This is a genomic window from Paenibacillus sp. FSL R5-0749 (assembly GCF_038595085.1).
In the GTDB taxonomy this organism is placed as follows: Bacteria; Bacillota; Bacilli; order Paenibacillales; family Paenibacillaceae; genus Paenibacillus.
The window spans coordinates 5,741,676-5,757,784 of the sequence record NZ_CP152005.1 but is presented as its reverse complement, the minus strand read 5'-3'; the positions used below and the strand labels follow the sequence as shown (position 1 = coordinate 5,757,784).

Here is a 16,109-nt window from a genome sequence, read left to right as displayed (position 1 = left end):
ATATTGCTTTTCTAAATCAAGTATAGCTTCAAATACGGAATGATTTCAATACCTTTCAACTAGACCGTATCTCAGCCCTTAGTCTGAAAGCCAAATCGAGACTGGCGTATTCGGATCTGATAAGTGCTACACTTTGAACGTGTAAGAACGTGTCTTAATGTACGAGCGAACTTTAAATTTTTAAGGTTAAGTTTTGGCCTGCGACGTCCCCTTACCCATTCAAATATGATTCTTCAATTCCTTTTTCGACTCGCTTTTCACCCTTTTTGCGTGCAAAGGTAATTTTGAGCAGAGGAGGCGTGACCAATGTGGTCACGATAACCATGATCACGACGCTGGTAAAGTACTCCGAATCAAGCAATCCGGAAGCAAGGCCCGTTGACGCGATAATGAGTGCAACCTCTCCTCTAGAGATCATTCCTGATCCAATAGCCAAGGATGACGTACGATCAAATCCGGTAAGACGTGCACCGGCTCCTCCACCAAGAAGTTTGGTTAATATGGCAATTATACTGATGACAACAATAAACCAAATCTGTGAACCCACCCCGTCAAAGGTCACATTTAAGCCGATACTGACAAAGAACACCGGAACAAAAATTCCGTAGGCGATTGGTTCAAGTTTGGTTTCAACTTCATGTTTGAAGTTGGTTTGAGAGATCGCAATACCTGCTGCAAAAGCACCAATAATTCCTGCAACACCCATCCACTCCGCAAAGTAGGAAAATCCGAAACAAATGATCAGTCCCGCAGTAATAACGGTTTCTGTTACCTTCAATGGTGCCATCCACTTCATGATGCGTGGAACAAGGAACCAGCTGGCAGCGATAATGATAACAAAGAATAATAACTTCTTACCAATGAGTAGAGAGATCGAAGTATCTCCACCGCCTGTACCTAGCAAGCTCATCATAACAGCGAGAATGACAACGACCAGGACATCATCGACGACAGCTGCACCAAGGATTGTTGTCCCCTCACGTGAGCTGAGTTGATCCATGTCTTTTAGTGTCTGAACCGAAATGCTTACAGACGTTGCACAGAACAACAGTCCAAAGAACAGAGCATGCGTTTGCGACATTCCGAAAGCAATGGCGGAACCATAACCTCCAATGAAGGGTAAAATGATACCACCTACAGCAACAGCAAACGCTGCTTTCCAGTTTTTCTTCAATTGTTCCAGATCAGTTTCAAGTCCGGCAATAAACATCAGAAGAAGTACCCCGATCTCGGCCATATAATGGACGAAATCACTCTGTTGAACCCAACCAAGCAGCGCAGGTCCGAGGATGACACCGACGATCAGTTTCCCTAAAACAGAAGGTTGACCGAGTCTAACGGACAAATCACCCGCAAGTTTGGTGAAGATCAAAATAAGTGCAAGAACCAAAACAAATTCCATAAGTGTGCTCCTCTCCAGCAGTTGCGTTTTATAGGATTACCAGCCCAAGGGCTATCCATTCTCAGCTTCAAAAAACAAAAAGACACAGAAAGGCATTAAGAAAAGTGCCGTTCTGTGCCTGAAAAAGACAAAGAGGGGCCCTTGGTGACAGGCTCCTCCGGTTTCAACGCGTATGTGATTAATTGCATTAATTATACCACAAATAAAGACTTGGGTAAATGGGAGCTGCGGTGGATTTGATTGAAAACAGCCGCAAAGGGGCATTTTATAGGGGAGTGCAACGGTTTTTGTTCAGAGTGTTGTCACTTAACAGCCCGGAATTGCCGAGATATAATGATATAGAACATAGAAGTTAGGATATGAGGAGGATTTTGCATTGGGCAAAAATAACAAAGGGGAGCCGAACATTCCATCCCCGACGAGCAATAAAAATTTCGCAGGCATCATTATTACGATTTCCATTCTCGCTAATGTCATTATTTTATTATTGTTCTTCGCACCGTCCATTGGATACAAAGGTGATGTGACCTTTGATATTACGGTGTTGCCACGGTTTAATGCCGTGTTTAACAGCTTTACCTTCATCTTCCTGCTCGCAGCGCTTATTGCTATTATCAAGCGGAATGTGAAGTTGCACAAACGATTTATTCTTGCTGCATTCTCAACAACACTTTTATTCCTCGTGACCTATCTGACGTTTCACTACCTCTCACCAGAGACGTCCAAATATGGCGGCGAGGGCATCATTCGTTCCATCTATTTCTTCATTCTGATTACCCATAGTATACTGGCAGCCCTGATCGTTCCGTTGGCGTTGTTCACACTTGTGTGGGGCTGGACGAATCAATTGAAGAAACACCGCAAAATTGCACGTTGGACGATGCCAATCTGGCTGTATGTCAGTTCCACAGGTGTCGTCGTATACTTGATGATGGCACCGTATTATTAATGTAATTAAGCATATCTTGCTCATCTTGAGGGTAATGTTTCCATGGAAGGAGGGTTCACGGTTATGTACAGAGTTGTTTTGATTCGTCATGGACAGAGCATGTGGAATGTAGAGAATCGTTTTACGGGTTGGACGGATGTCGATCTCACAACAGATGGTTACGGAGAAGCTCGTAAAGCTGGGAAGATCATGAAGGAGCAAGGGTTTGATTTTGATTATGCCTATGCCTCCGTCTTGAAACGTTCCATCCGTACACTGGATATTGCGCTCGATGAGATGGACCTCATGTGGATTCCCATTACGAAGACCTGGAAGCTGAATGAACGTCATTATGGTGCGCTGCAAGGACTGAATAAACAGCAGACTGCGCTGAAGTATGGGGAAGACCAAGTGAAGGAATGGAGACGCTCCGTTAACGTATCTCCCCCTGCATTGGATGAGACCGATGAACGATATGTACAGGATCTGGACAAGTACAAGCGGCTCGGGTGCACCATCCCCGTTACAGAGAACCTGATGGATACATCCAAGCGTGTGCTGGAGTACTGGAATGCGGAGATTAAACCGATGGTATCTGCGGGCAAAAGAGTGCTGATCTCTGCGCATGGTAACACGCTTCGTTCACTCGTCATGCATCTGGACCAATTGTCCGAGGCAGACGTGGTGGCGCTCAATATCCCGACAGGCATCCCGCTTGTCTATGAGTTGGACGAAAACCTGCATCCCCTCGGACACTTTTATCTGACCGCGGATGGTTCAACCTACAAACATGAAGAAATGACCCATATGGCAACACCGTCCGATTAAGCGGACGGCAAATGTGGCTTGAAAGATGACCTCTGAACGATTCGGAGGTCATCTTTTTTTGTGTGATCAAGCCTGTACTTCGTTTCGTTTTGCTCCCAAAGGGTAATTGTCAAACAAGACACGATGTACATTTATCCTGAAGGAGGAGAAGCACATGTCTAAAAGAAGAGGAATACTTATGACGGCGATCGGCGCAGGTGTGACTTATCTGATGAGGAACAAACAAGCAAGAGATAAGCTGTTCAGCACGGTCTCGGGTATGATGAAAAGCTCCAATTCGTCCAATGGAACAAGTCAATCCAGACCACGCGTGGAAGTGAAATAGATTTTGATCGTTCGTTTTTCGTTTGAATGAACATGATGATCATGAGAAACCTGGAGATGAAGTCCTTCCAGGTTTTTTTGTGCAATCTGAGAGCAACCCCTTGCTTTCATCTATAATGCGATTTTTACCAGCAAGAATGATACAATGGATACTTGCAGAACGTATGGAGGGAGATGCACGTATGAAGAAAAATCGTCTGGGTACATCCGAACTGATGGTGTCGGAGATTGGGCTGGGATGTATGTCACTTGGAACCGAAATGGAACCCGCAATGGGCCTGATTCATGAGGCTTTGGATCATGGGGTCAACCTGTTGGATACAGCCGATCTTTACGACGCAGGACGTAATGAAGAGATTGTAGGACAAGCTATTAAGGGGCGCCGGGACCAAGTCGTTGTGGCGACCAAAGTAGGAAATCGTCGTCTGCCCGGCAAAGAGGGTTGGTCTTGGGACCCATCCAAAGCCTACATTAAGCAGGCTGTACATGAAAGCTTGAAGCGGTTGCAGACCGATTACATTGATTTGTACCAGCTGCATGGCGGCACATTGGACGATCCCATCGAAGAGACAATCGAAGCGTTTGAGGAACTGAAGAAGGAAGGACTTATCCGATATTACGGAATTTCCTCCATTCGTCCTAATGTGATTCGGGAGTATGTAAAGAGGGCATCAATCGTCAGTGTGATGAACCAGTACAGTGTTGCTGACCGCAGAGCGGAAGAAGAGGTGCTGCCTTTATTGGAACAAAAGGGAATCAGTGTAATTGCCCGTGGGCCCGTAGCTAGCGGTGTGCTCGCCGATTCCGGATCTGCCAAGGCAGACAAAGGTTATCTGGACTATACGCCAGAGCAACTATATACCATTCGGCAAGGGTTAAGTCGTCTTGTTACGGACCAACGCAGCATGGCTCAGACGGCTATTCGGTATGCGTTATCCCATCCTGCGGTTGCAGCCGTTGTCCCTGGTGCTAGCTCGAGAGACCAGTTGCTGCACAATATTGCCGCTTCGAATTCGCCTGCACTTACCACCGTAGAAATTCAGCAAATACGTGAGCTTAGTCCCGCTAATCTATACAAGCAGCATCGCTAACGCCATTAAGCCTATTTTCAATTGTAACTATACAAGGTACAATGAAGATCAGCCATTAAAAGCAACATATAAGGGAGAGAAGACATATGGAAAGAATTCAAAGTGAACAGCAATATTTGGATACAATCAACTCTGATGGTTTTACCGTCATTAAATTTGATACAACCTGGTGTCCAGACTGCAAAAACCTGGATCGTTTTATCGGGGATGTTATCGACCAACATACGGACAAAACCTTCTATGCCCTAGATGCAGAAAAGTTCCAGCCGTTTGCTGAAGAAAATGGTGTACGCGGTATTCCAAGCCTGCTTGTCTTCCAAAACGGCAAGAAAATCGCACATCTGCATAGCAAATGGGCTAAAACACCTGCTCAAATCTCCGAGTATCTGGAGACGCTTGAATCCAAAGTTTAAGCGTATGAAGGCAAAAGCAGCTTGTTAATTAACTTAACTACGGAGACCTCTTCTTGTCCGACGACAGGAAGGGGTTTTTCTGCTTCATTCCAGCACGCAAAATGTTTATTCGAATAAGTGAAGTTGAGGACTAGCGCTTGTTTAGAATTTGTTCAGTGCTCCCATGTATACTGTGAGAACAAACTGAATATTTGGAGTGAACAAGATCCGTATGAAAAATGAAATTTTTGAGGAAATGCACCAATTAAGCCACAATGATGACCGAAGATACCGATTGTTGATGATCGGAGTCAAGCAATTGCTGCAGCAACAAAAGGAGAATAGATATAATCTGCGTGAAAGATTAAAATATTGGAAGAAACACCGGAGCATTCAAGTGAAAGAGTGGTCCTAAACCAGACTGTTTTTGGAGAAGTGAACATGAATCTGAATGTCCACGATACATAGTGAACCTAGTCGGCATCACCAATGGTCCCACCCAACCAAAAAGGAAGTCACGAAGAGCAAGACTTCATCTAAGTACAGCTATTCCTGTTTCTAAGCAGCCCAAAAATCATAGATCAACGGAATCGTGAATGAACAGAAGCATAACATTGAGCATAAATATGGCGGCCTCGTTCCAAATGGAATGTGAGGCCGCCATTGATTTTGCCTGTCTTAATTCATTGCAATGTAAGGTTACATTAAAATAATAAAGAACACGGCTGCCAAGACGAAGCGATACACAGCAAAGACGGTCAGGCTCAATTTTTTCAAAATGGACAGGAACGTCTTGATCGCAAGCATGGCGACGATGAAAGCAGCGATGAATCCTATCGCAAAGATCGGGAAATCACTGCCGTTCAGGTGATCAATACTTTTGTACAGGTCATATCCCGTAGCACCAATCATAATTGGCACAGACACGAGGAATGTGAACTCCGCAGCGGCTACGCGGCTTACCCCTGCAAAGAGACCGCCTGAGATCGTTGATCCGGAACGGGAGAAGCCTGGCCACAATGCCAAGATCTGAAATATACCCACTGCGAATGCCTGTTTGTAAGAAATATCATCGACATCATGGGTAGTAATTCGTTCACTCTTACGGCTCCAGCGTTCGGCCACGATCATCAATATACCACCTATAACGAGGCTGTACAGCACTGTCTCCGGACCAAACAAATGTGCCTTGATCCAGTCGCGGAATACAAGTCCAATGACTACGGCAGGAACCATCGCCAGGAAGATATGTCCCAGATTGAGGCGGCGGGAGTAAGGTCTGCTGCCTCCGGTGAAGCGGAACATATCAATGAATTTGTTCCAATACAGTACAACAACAGCAAGTACAGCTCCGAGTTGAACAACCACCTCAAACGTTTTGACTGACTCGTTGTCCTCCGATAAACCCAGCAAGTGGGCAGTCAGAATCATGTGTCCAGTCGAGGACACGGGCAAAAACTCAGTCAAACCTTCGATGATGCCCATAATAATGGATGATATAATGTCCAATTCTCTTCCTCCTTGAAATGCAGGTGACAGCACAGGCTGTCCTGCTTGACCATGCCTGTTCATTTGAACAAGGCTATCACCTATTATGATCACAAATGCACTCAACTTCAACTTATGCTCGTAATCATTTGTTTAAAACTATATTGACAAAAACCTAGTTATCCCATAGGATATACATTAACTGACTGACTCATCAATCGGGAGGGTTACAGCAATGACCAAAATCAACGGTTTGGAACCCGGTGAAGAACGGCGGGACCAAATAATACGCATAGCAATGGAGCGTTTTGCAACCCAAGGTTACCATCAGACGAAAATTTCCGATATCGTCCGTGAGGCTGGTGTGGCGCAAGGGACGTTTTACTGGCATTTCAAAAGCAAAGAAGCCATTGCTTCAGAAATTATATTAACGGGCAAGGAGGAATTGCTTGAGGCGATTGGACAAGGGTACCGCAAGGATGCCGGATCGGTAGAAGATATGGTGAAAGCATCGGAGAGGCTATTCACTGACCTGTTCATCTTCGCCGCACAGAATCGATATTTTATGGAACTGTTGCTTAAAGGCATCGTGACCGAAGAATCCGTACAACGTCTGGTCGAGGAGACACGTAATGCCGTCGAGACTGCGTTCCGCCACAATATGGAACGTGCCATCGAACTTGGCATGTTGCCCCAAGGCATGGATGTACCGCTTCGAGCAGCGCTGTTGGTAAGCATGATCGAAGGTATGATATCGCGCTGGTTGTTCGGTTCGGCTGATTTGCACAGCAAGTTCTCCGCCATGACAGCTTCTTCGTTGGCAGCTGAGGCAGCAAGCTTTGAATTTTACGGACTATTGGGTACATAAACATGTGCAAAGTCCGCAGCTTTATTTTTCAACGAGAGACCAGAGATTCACATGATTACACAACTAGCAGGGAATAATGGGTACAACTGCTGTTTGATCACAATAGCGTAACCAAATGTACACCCAGATCAATACACGAATGAGAGGAAGTTAACGTAATGAACAAAACATATGGATCGAAAACGCGTAAAGGCTGGTCTTTGACAGCGATTCTGCTGATGACTGTGCTGGTACTTAGTGCTTGTGGAAGTAAGGCAACAGACAATGGGGGCACGAATGGTGCACAGGCAAGCAATGAACTGGAGCAGATCAAGTCTGCTGGCGTGATTAAAGTGGGCATGATGGGCACATACGCACCATACAACTTCCTGAACGATAAGAAAGAAATGGACGGTTATGATGCAGATATCGCACGTGAGGTTGCGAAGCGTCTTGGGGTTAAGGTTGAATTTGTATCCCAGGAGTTCTCTGGTCTGACACCAAGTCTGCAAGCGAAGAAGCTGGATGCCATTATCAGCCAGATGACCATTACCGATGATCGTAAGAAAGTTCTCGATTTCAGTGATCCGTATATTACGAACCAAGTGAAAATCATTGTAAAAGAAGACAATAATGATATTACCAAGCTGGAAGATTTCAAAGGAAAAACAATTGGCGTAGGTCTGGGTACAAATGATGAGACGTATCTGCGTAATGAAGTGTTGCCTAAAGTGGGAGACTTCACGATTAAAACCTATGACGATGTCATCTCTTCACTGAAAGACCTGAATGCTGGACGGATTGACGCCACAATCAACAACATGTACGCACTGAAACCGATTGTTGATGCCAACGGATTAAAGATCAAAGCTGTAGGCGAAGCAATCAAGAGTGACCAAGCAGGTATCGCTGTTCGCAAAGACAATCCGGAACTCGTTGCAGCATTGAATGACGCGCTCAAAGGAATGAAAGATGATGGCACATATAACACCATCTTCAAAAAATGGTTTGGTGAAGAGCCTGCGCAATAATGAACTGGCAAGGCGAAGGGGAGATTTAACCCATGGAACTGGTATTTGAGAATATCCCCTTCTTTCTGAAGGGGGCTTACTATACGTTATACGTAACGGTGATCTCGATGTTTTTTGCATTCATCATCGGATTACTTGTTGCTATTGCTCGTCTAAAGGGACCGATGTGGCTTAGGCTGATCGCAAGGTTTTATGTATCCATCATGCGGGGAACCCCGCTGCTGGTGCAATTATTCGTCATTTATTACGGATTGGTCGATTATGGAGTGACCCTGGGGTCCCTTACAGCTGCCTGTCTGGGACTAAGTCTGAATGCAGGGGCGTTTCTGTCGGAGACGTTCCGTGGAGCGATTCAGGCTGTACCGAAAGGACAGATGGAAGCTGCATACGCAACCGGAATGACCCCGGCTCAAGCAATGAGACGCATTATCTTCCCGCAAGCTGTGCGCATCGCCATCCCGCCGATGGGGAACACGTTTATTGGCATGTTGAAGGAAACATCACTTGTGGCTGCGATTGGTGTTACTGAGTTGCTGCGCTCGGCACAACTGCTGGTATCACAATATGCGGTGAATATGCCGTTTTATCTGGCGATCGGTGTGATCTACTGGATTATGAGTATCGGCTTCTCGGCCATTCTGGAACAAGTGGAGCGCCGGTTAGCCCGCGCTTACTGATGGGAGGAGAGAACCGATGATTACAACAACCGGACTTACCAAACGTTTTGGACAAAATGAAGTGCTCACGAACATCGATCTTCATGTCGATGCCAAAGATATTGTTGTATTGCTCGGTCCGAGTGGTTCAGGCAAAAGTACCTTGCTGCGCTGCCTGAACGGACTGGAAGAACTGTCTGGAGGACAGATTGAAGTGAACGGTGTTGTGGTCAACAGTGCTGATTCGCTGCGTGTACAGCGTGCCCGGGTATTGGAGATTCGCCGCCAGACCGGCATGGTATTCCAGCAGTTCAATTTGTATCCGCACAAGACGGTGCTGGGCAATGTCATGGAAGGTCTTGTGACGGTGAAAAAAATCAAGCGTGACGAAGCGGCCGAACGTGGCCGGATTCTTCTGGATCGCGTGGGCCTGTCGGACAAGCAGGATGCATATCCATCCCGATTGTCCGGTGGACAACAGCAGCGGGTCGCCATCGCACGTGCACTTGCGATGGAGCCTGAAGTGATGCTGTTTGATGAGCCAACTTCTGCCCTTGATCCCGAACTTGTCGGAGAGGTACTTTCCGTTATGAAGGAGCTGGCAGAGGAAGGCATGACGATGCTGGTCGTGACGCATGAATTGAAGTTTGCCCGTAATGTGGCGAACAAAATCGTCTTTATGGCGGATGGATCGATCGTGGAAGAAGCAAGTCCACAAGCATTCTTTGAACATCCGAAGCAAGAGCGCACCCGCCGTTTCTTGCAGCAAATTACTGAATTTTGATGAAGATAACAGCGATCGGAAGAACGAACGTATCCTAAGCGGGTATTTAAGGTCGTGAACGATATCAGTTCAACTAAACTTTTTGCACAAGAACGGAGAGGACAGAAGAAACCTGGAGAAGCGGAGCGTGCGCCTTTATCCCCTGATTTTCTCCTTGAAGAAGGGAATCAAAAAAATCTGGGGATAACAGCGATCGGAAGGTTATTCTGTCATCGGAGTGGAAAGTGCAAACCTTTTTCGCTTGAACTTAACCTATTTTAAGAAAGAAGGATAACATCATGAATGTAACAACCGTATGGAAAGGCAAACGCGCATTTACTTCCGAAGGACCGTCTGGCTACGCGGTTGGCATGGATGCCACTGCTGCTTATGGTGGTGACAGCAAGGGTGCAACCCCGATGGAATTGTTACTAGCGGGTCTCGGCGGCTGTATGGGAATCGATATTACGATGATTCTGGACGCATTCCTGGACAAAATTGAGTCGATTGAGATTGAAGCGCAGGGGACACGCAGCGAAGAGATGCCGAAAGGCTTCACATCCATTGATCTGATCTTCAAAGTCGATGGGGATATCCCAGATTACCGTATCTGGAAAGCCATCCAAATGGCTGAGGAAAAATATTGTGCAGTTTCCGCTTCACTGAACGCCGACATTCATCCGAAGCTGATCCTGAACGGCGTAAGCACACCTCGTCCTTAACAGCACGCGCATAAAATTTATACTTAGCAGGCACTTCCAATTGTGGGAGTGCCTTTTTTGGCTTTTTTAACCGATCCATAGTTCGTAGATAAAGTCAGGCTGAATGTTGAACAAGGTTCCAGATGCCCATGAATTCCGTGATAGCCTCATCGATCGTTGCAAAAGGAACGCCATCGCGGGCTTGTGTAGATATGCCTTGCATAAAGGTATCAAATACGGTGGTTAGCATGGCTACATTCGTGGAAGCAGGAATTTCACCGACATCCACAGCACGCTGGATGCAATCCTGCAGGCGGTTACGAGTCAGCTTTCTTTTCTCAGCGGCAATGTCACGAATATGATTGTTTTTGGAAGAACATGTGCTAGCTGACAGCACAATTAAACAGCCAGATGGATGCGCGCTGTCTGTTTGCATTTTTGCGGTACTTCTTAGTGTTGTTTCAATCGCTTCTCTTGGTGAGAGTGTGAGATCCGAGAAGCTTTCCGTCACACGTCCAAACGTAACCATATATCGTTCTACTGCTTCTTTATACAGCGCTTCTTTGGAATCAAAGGCTGCATAAAAGCTGGCTGCTGAAATATCCCCCATGGCTGCTCGAAGCTGAAGTAAGGAAGTGGCCTCGAATCCTTGCTCCCAAAAGAGCATCATCGCCTGTAATAGGGCTTCATCCCGATCGAAAATGCGTGGACGTCCCGTTCTCGCCATAAAATATTCCCCCTTTTTCTTAATTATATACTAATCGATCCAAAAGTCATTGACAAGGTGAGACAGTGTGAATAATATAAGGAATGATCGATCCACAATTCAATTATTTGTTCCATACTACCTTAAAAGGAGCTGCACAAATGTCGGATATATCTTCTCATCGTTTTCCATGGTTGGGGCTGTTGGCCCTGGCTATGGCGGGTTTCATAGCCATTATGACCGAAACACTTCCTGCGGGTTTGCTGCCGCAAATTAAAGAAGGGCTGCAGATCTCTGAGGCAGGGGCGGGGCAGCTTGTCACCTTTTATGCTGTTGGGTCGCTGGTTGCTGCCATACCTGTGGCGGTGCTGACAAAGGGCTGGCGTCGTCGTCCGCTTTTTTATCGGTTTTCTTGTCTTCAACACCATTACTGCCCTTTCGTCAAACTATGTGCTGACACTATTCGCTCGTTCCTTGGCCGGTGTTGCAGCCGGTGTCTCCTGGGGCCTGATTGGTGGTTATGCATTACGGATGGTACCTGAGCATCTCAAGGGAAGGGGGATGGCTGTGGCTATGATTGGCACGCCGATTGCCTTATCATTTGGTGTTCCGGCAGGTACGCTGCTGGGTTCATTAATGGGTTGGCGCTCGGTGTTCTGGCTGATGTCATTGCTGGCGTTTATACTGATTTTCTGGGTGCTTTGGAAAGTACCCGACTATCCGGGACAGTCAGAGGATAAGCGTATCTCTGTCATGCAAGTTCTGTTTACCCCCGGTGTAATTCCCATTTTAACTGTCGTTTTAGCCTGGATGTTGGCTCATAATATTTTATACACGTATATTGCTCCTTTTCTTACCGATGTCGGTTTGGAATCCAAGGTTGGACTCATTTTACTTGTATTTGGTCTGATGGCATTGGTGGGCATCTGGATTACAGGTATTTTCATTGATCGGTGGTTGCGTATGCTGGTTCTTCTGAGCCTTGCGGGTTTTGCTTTGATTTCCCTTGTATTAGGTCTTTGGAGTGAGCATGTGGTCGTCATCTTCGGTTCTATTGCACTGTGGGGTCTGACATTTGGAGGTGCGGCTACCCTGTTGCAGACCGGACTTGCTCAAGCTACGGGCGAACAAGGTGTGGATCTCGTCATGCCGATTAATACAACCGTTTGGAATCTGGCTATTGCCCTTGGGGGAATGGCGGGAGGTGTTCTTCTGAATCAATGGGGAGCTTCGTCATTTAACTGGGCCATCTTGGCTTTAACATTGGTGGCTTTGGTTGTTGCATGGCGTGCGAAAAGATATGGATTTCGCCCATCTAGGAGTCACTAAACTTCTGGCAGCAGAAATAATTCGGTAAATTCGGCCGCCATGTTAATGGCGGCTTCTTTTTTTAAAGACTATTTTTAGAGACTATGCTGGCTTGTTACCCGACAACAGATATATCCATTGTGATGACAATCCGAATTCTGGCGGTTATGTGGTATGATTAATTTAGAGGACAGAACATCCTGATCCTGCTCTTTATATGTAAGCGCTTATACAGATGACGGAAGGTGCAGACATGTTTAAAAGGCTAATACGAACCACCAATAATCTCAAATTAAAGCATAAATTGCTCATTTCCTATGTACTGGTTGTCATGATTCCGGTATTGATTGTTGGCCTTGCTGTGACAAGTTATTTTCGCCAGCAGGCCCTGGACAATGCGATAGGGCAGACAATCATCAATGTGGACAAGATCAAGAGCCAGACGGCGACGATGCTGCGTGTACCAACGGATATATCCAATCTTTTAATGTTTAATGCGGATCTCAAGGAGATCGTGAATAAACGGTACAAGAGCGTTGTGGAGCTAACCTCGGCTTATCTTGCGTACAAAGACTTTCAGGAGTACAGGCGTTTGTACCGTGAGATCGCCGGCATTCGTTTTTACTCAACTAACCCAACATTGATCAACAACCTCGAATTCATCCCGGTAGACAAGCAGACGGAAGAGAGCTACTGGTACCAACAGGCATTGAAAACAACCAGCATCGGGTGGTTCTACATTCCAGACAAGGAAGATAATCCTGTACACAAGCTCAGCTTGGTACGCAAAGTACCTTTTGCCGAATATCGGACCGAGGGCGTATTGATGATTGTCATCAATCAGGATGAACTGAATGGATTGCTCCGTCAGGAACAGTTTGAGACGATGATTACGGACGAGCAGGGGTATGTGGTTGCAGCCAAGAATACCGAACTGGTAGGGAAAACGCTGGACGAGCTTGATTTTGGCGTTGATTTGCAGAATCAGGCAAAGGGAACCATTGAAGCTGATTTTCGGGGGGAGCCCTCCAACATTGTTATTGATGAGTTGGGCCCTGGATCGAGTATGAACAGCCTGAAGGTTATTTCGGTTTTTGCCACCAAAAATATCGTCAAAGACGCGAACACCGTCAGCATGATTGGCATGATTTTCATTATACTTGTGCTCGTTATCGCCCTATTGTTCGTATATATCATCTCGTTCCTCACTTCCAACCGATTGCTCCGGCTGAGTAAACACCTCAACAAGCTGGCATTAGGTGATCTGAACGTGACTTCGCGGATTGATGGAAACGATGAGATTGGACAATTGTCACGACAGTTCAACTATATGGTGAAAAGTATCAATGAACTCATGACACAGGTGGTAGAAGCGACGGAACAGAACAATCAATTGGAAATCGCCCAAAAAGAGATTAAACTGAAAATGATGGCGAGCCAGATCAATCCACATTTCTTGTTTAATGCACTGGAGTCCATTCGGATGAAAGCGCATATTAAGGGAGAAGCGGAGATTGCCAACATCGTCAGACTGCTGGGCAAGCTGATGCGCAAGAGTCTGGAGATTGGCAGTGGAAAAACAACCTTCCGGGCTGAACTTGAAATGGTACGTTCCTATTTGGAAATTCAGAAATTCCGTTACGGCGACCGTCTTGCATTCCAGATCGATATTGATCCCGAGGTGGAGAAGATGTACATTCCGCCTCTCATTATTCAACCTTTGGTTGAGAATGCGATTGTCCATGGTCTGGAGAACAAAGAGGGCACAGTCCGTGTTCATATAAGTATTCGTTTAGTAGAGAACATTGTGCAGATCCGTGTGGATGACAATGGTGCAGGCATAACGCCAGAACGACTGGCTGAGGTGATGCAGTTTATCTGTGGACCGGAGGAACAGGAGAAGAGTCGGATCGGCATGCGTAATGTACATCAACGCTTAACATTGACGTACGGGGAGCCATATGGATTGCAGATGAAGAGTGTATATGGGGAAGGAACAGAGGTTTCTTTCACCTTGCCAGCAGGAGGGGACCAACATGTATAAAGTGTTTTTGGTGGATGACGAACCGAGCATACGTGAGGGACTGACAACCATTATCGATTGGGAAAAATACGGATTCCAGGTCATCGCGACAGCTGCCAGCGGGCGTGAGGCTATCTCCCGGTTTGAGGAATTGGAGCCTGATCTGACGATTATTGATATTCGCATGCCCGGTATGACCGGGCTGGATGTGATTGAAGAAGTGCGCCGGAATCATCCGGATTCGCACTTTTTGATATTGAGCGGTTATGCCGATTTTGATTATGCCAAGAAAGCCATCAGTTTTGGTGTGGATGGCTATCTGCTCAAACCGGTGGATGAAGATGAGATCATCAGTGAACTGGAGCGGATTGCTACGATCCTGACCCGTGAACGGGAGACAATGGCACGTCAAGCTGGTGAAGATACTGTCTATCTGGAGCACCAGATTGAGGCGTTGCTCTTTGACAGTTTGGAAGGTGCGGGCAGCATGGAAGAAGATAGCCTGGGGCTGCACTGGCCTCATTATCAGATTATTCTGCTTGAGATGCATGCGGCCCCCGATCTGCAACGAGGAAGTGTTATGAAACGCAAACTGATTGAAGCATTTGACCAGAAAGACCGGGGCATCGTATTCTCGTTCCATTCCGGTCTGGGGTTGTTAAGCAAGGAAACAATCACATCCGAGTCATCTGCAGGAATTCTTTATGATGAGCTGGAAGGACTTCTGGGAGAATGGGAGGTCCACATGTATGGTGCTGCGGGTGAACCCGTACATTTCACTTCTGAAATTGCGCGTTCATTCACGCAGGCGAATCGTACACTCGGTGAACGCTTCTTGTTCACAGAGAAGCGCATCATGCTGTGGACTGAAGGTAGCGAAGGCAAAGGCGTTGCTAAGCCAGGAGCTGAAGCTGTGGATGGAACACATGAGCCCGTTGAGGACGAACTCGGTGACAAGCTGTATTATGCGTTAGACATCCGTAGCAGTGAGTCCGTTATGCGGGTACTGGCTGAGATGGAAGAGCGCTTGGTCCCGTATCACCGAACAGAGCAAGCGATCAAAACGGCCTTCTCACAAGTGTTCTCCCTAGCGTTCAACAAGCTTGCAGCTACGAATCAACATATGCACTCCATTATGCAGGAACATTCGGTTCTGATTAATGAAGTCTATCATCAATTTACGATGTCGGATCTCAAAGTCATGGCATTGGAACATTTTAATCGCCTTATTCAACGTATGGGTGGGGGGAGCAAGGATACTGTATTGAAACAGATGATTGAATTTATCCAACGTAACCCTGGCGAAAATCTCAAGCTGGAGGTCCTTGCTGAAGTGTTTAACTATAACAGCAGTTACTTGGGGAAGTTGTTCAAGAATCATACTGGAGAGTATTTCAATGCATTCCTGGACAAGGTTCGTATGGAAAAGGCCAAGGAATTGCTGGATGAAGGATTGAAGGTCCATCAGGTCGCGGCGAGAGTCGGGTATGCGAATGTGGACTACTTCCACAGTAAATTCAAGAAATATGTTGGGGAATCTCCTTCTGCTTACAAACAGGCGAGAACCCAATCTTCGTCCAAAGCATCAATGGCTGACCTAAACGAGGAATGAGTACGAAGT

General features: G+C 46.4%; 18 protein-coding genes. 15 read left to right on the top strand and 3 right to left on the bottom strand.

Features of this window, described 5'->3' with window-relative positions:
• Positions 1 to 211: 211 nt before the first annotated feature.
• Positions 212 to 1,402, bottom strand: coding sequence for a cation:proton antiporter (locus tag MKY85_RS25725; RefSeq protein WP_339305591.1), 1,191 nt, complete (start codon positions 1,400 to 1,402; stop codon positions 212 to 214).
• Between the two features lie 376 nt (positions 1,403 to 1,778).
• On the opposite strand from MKY85_RS25725, the gene MKY85_RS25720 reads away from it, so the two are divergent.
• From MKY85_RS25720 to MKY85_RS25695, 6 genes are all read left to right on the top strand, one after another.
• Positions 1,779 to 2,351: a DUF420 domain-containing protein gene (locus tag MKY85_RS25720; protein ID WP_017692198.1), complete on the top strand. Its 573-nt coding sequence runs from the start codon at positions 1,779 to 1,781 to the stop codon at positions 2,349 to 2,351.
• 63 nt (positions 2,352 to 2,414) lie between these two features.
• Positions 2,415 to 3,158 (top strand): 2,3-diphosphoglycerate-dependent phosphoglycerate mutase, encoded by a 744-nt coding sequence (gpmA, locus tag MKY85_RS25715; protein WP_339237835.1) that lies wholly within the window; start codon positions 2,415 to 2,417, stop codon positions 3,156 to 3,158.
• Positions 3,159 to 3,312: 154 nt separating this feature from the next.
• The gene (locus tag MKY85_RS25710) at positions 3,313 to 3,483 is read left to right on the top strand and encodes a hypothetical protein (protein WP_339237833.1); all 171 of its coding nucleotides are present in this window, start codon (positions 3,313 to 3,315) and stop codon (positions 3,481 to 3,483) included.
• Positions 3,484 to 3,664: 181 nt separating this feature from the next.
• Positions 3,665 to 4,573, top strand: a complete 909-nt coding sequence (locus MKY85_RS25705; protein WP_342571087.1) for an aldo/keto reductase — start codon at positions 3,665 to 3,667, stop codon at positions 4,571 to 4,573.
• Positions 4,574 to 4,659: 86 nt separating this feature from the next.
• Entirely contained in the window at positions 4,660 to 4,986 is a 327-nt protein-coding gene (locus MKY85_RS25700) for a thioredoxin family protein (protein ID WP_017692202.1), read from the top strand.
• Positions 4,987 to 5,197: 211 nt separating this feature from the next.
• Positions 5,198 to 5,380: a hypothetical protein gene (locus MKY85_RS25695; protein ID WP_339237829.1), complete on the top strand. Its 183-nt coding sequence runs from the start codon at positions 5,198 to 5,200 to the stop codon at positions 5,378 to 5,380.
• Positions 5,381 to 5,664: 284 nt separating this feature from the next.
• On the opposite strand, the gene MKY85_RS25690 is transcribed toward MKY85_RS25695, so the two are convergent.
• Positions 5,665 to 6,450: an undecaprenyl-diphosphate phosphatase gene (locus MKY85_RS25690; protein ID WP_253442834.1), complete on the bottom strand. Its 786-nt coding sequence runs from the start codon at positions 6,448 to 6,450 to the stop codon at positions 5,665 to 5,667.
• Positions 6,451 to 6,688: 238 nt separating this feature from the next.
• On the opposite strand from MKY85_RS25690, the gene MKY85_RS25685 reads away from it, so the two are divergent.
• From MKY85_RS25685 to MKY85_RS25665, 5 genes are all read left to right on the top strand, one after another.
• Positions 6,689 to 7,321, top strand: a complete 633-nt coding sequence (locus MKY85_RS25685; RefSeq protein ID WP_342571086.1) for a TetR/AcrR family transcriptional regulator — start codon at positions 6,689 to 6,691, stop codon at positions 7,319 to 7,321.
• Between the two features lie 158 nt (positions 7,322 to 7,479).
• Positions 7,480 to 8,331: a transporter substrate-binding domain-containing protein gene (locus MKY85_RS25680; RefSeq protein ID WP_339257464.1), complete on the top strand. Its 852-nt coding sequence runs from the start codon at positions 7,480 to 7,482 to the stop codon at positions 8,329 to 8,331.
• A gap of 32 nt (positions 8,332 to 8,363) precedes the next feature.
• Positions 8,364 to 9,008 carry an amino acid ABC transporter permease gene (locus MKY85_RS25675; protein ID WP_253441002.1) on the top strand — a complete coding sequence of 215 codons (645 nt, stop codon included), beginning with the start codon at positions 8,364 to 8,366 and terminating at the stop codon, positions 9,006 to 9,008.
• A gap of 16 nt (positions 9,009 to 9,024) precedes the next feature.
• The gene (locus MKY85_RS25670; protein WP_342571085.1) at positions 9,025 to 9,771 is read left to right on the top strand and encodes an amino acid ABC transporter ATP-binding protein; all 747 of its coding nucleotides are present in this window, start codon (positions 9,025 to 9,027) and stop codon (positions 9,769 to 9,771) included.
• A gap of 278 nt (positions 9,772 to 10,049) precedes the next feature.
• Positions 10,050 to 10,472 (top strand): OsmC family protein, encoded by a 423-nt coding sequence (locus MKY85_RS25665; protein WP_017692209.1) that lies wholly within the window; start codon positions 10,050 to 10,052, stop codon positions 10,470 to 10,472.
• Between the two features lie 94 nt (positions 10,473 to 10,566).
• On the opposite strand, the gene MKY85_RS25660 is transcribed toward MKY85_RS25665, so the two are convergent.
• Complete coding sequence (locus tag MKY85_RS25660) at positions 10,567 to 11,178, bottom strand: TetR/AcrR family transcriptional regulator (RefSeq protein ID WP_339257460.1); 612 nt, start codon at positions 11,176 to 11,178, stop codon at positions 10,567 to 10,569.
• A gap of 140 nt (positions 11,179 to 11,318) precedes the next feature.
• Here MKY85_RS25660 and MKY85_RS25655 point away from each other — a divergent pair, with 140 nt between their 5' ends.
• From MKY85_RS25655 to MKY85_RS25640, 4 genes are all read left to right on the top strand, one after another.
• The gene (locus MKY85_RS25655) at positions 11,319 to 11,699 is read left to right on the top strand and encodes a hypothetical protein (RefSeq protein WP_342571084.1); all 381 of its coding nucleotides are present in this window, start codon (positions 11,319 to 11,321) and stop codon (positions 11,697 to 11,699) included.
• Positions 11,584 to 12,486, top strand: a complete 903-nt coding sequence (locus MKY85_RS25650) for an MFS transporter (RefSeq protein ID WP_342573480.1) — start codon at positions 11,584 to 11,586, stop codon at positions 12,484 to 12,486. The genes MKY85_RS25655 and MKY85_RS25650 overlap by 116 nt, the downstream gene beginning before the upstream one ends.
• 232 nt (positions 12,487 to 12,718) lie before the next feature.
• A complete protein-coding gene (locus tag MKY85_RS25645) occupies positions 12,719 to 14,509 on the top strand; it encodes a histidine kinase (RefSeq protein ID WP_339257457.1) in 1,791 nt (596 codons plus the stop codon).
• Entirely contained in the window at positions 14,502 to 16,100 is a 1,599-nt protein-coding gene (locus MKY85_RS25640; protein ID WP_342571083.1) for a response regulator transcription factor, read from the top strand. Before MKY85_RS25645 ends, MKY85_RS25640 begins: the two co-directional genes overlap by 8 nt.
• The last annotated feature ends 9 nt before the right edge of the window (positions 16,101 to 16,109 follow it).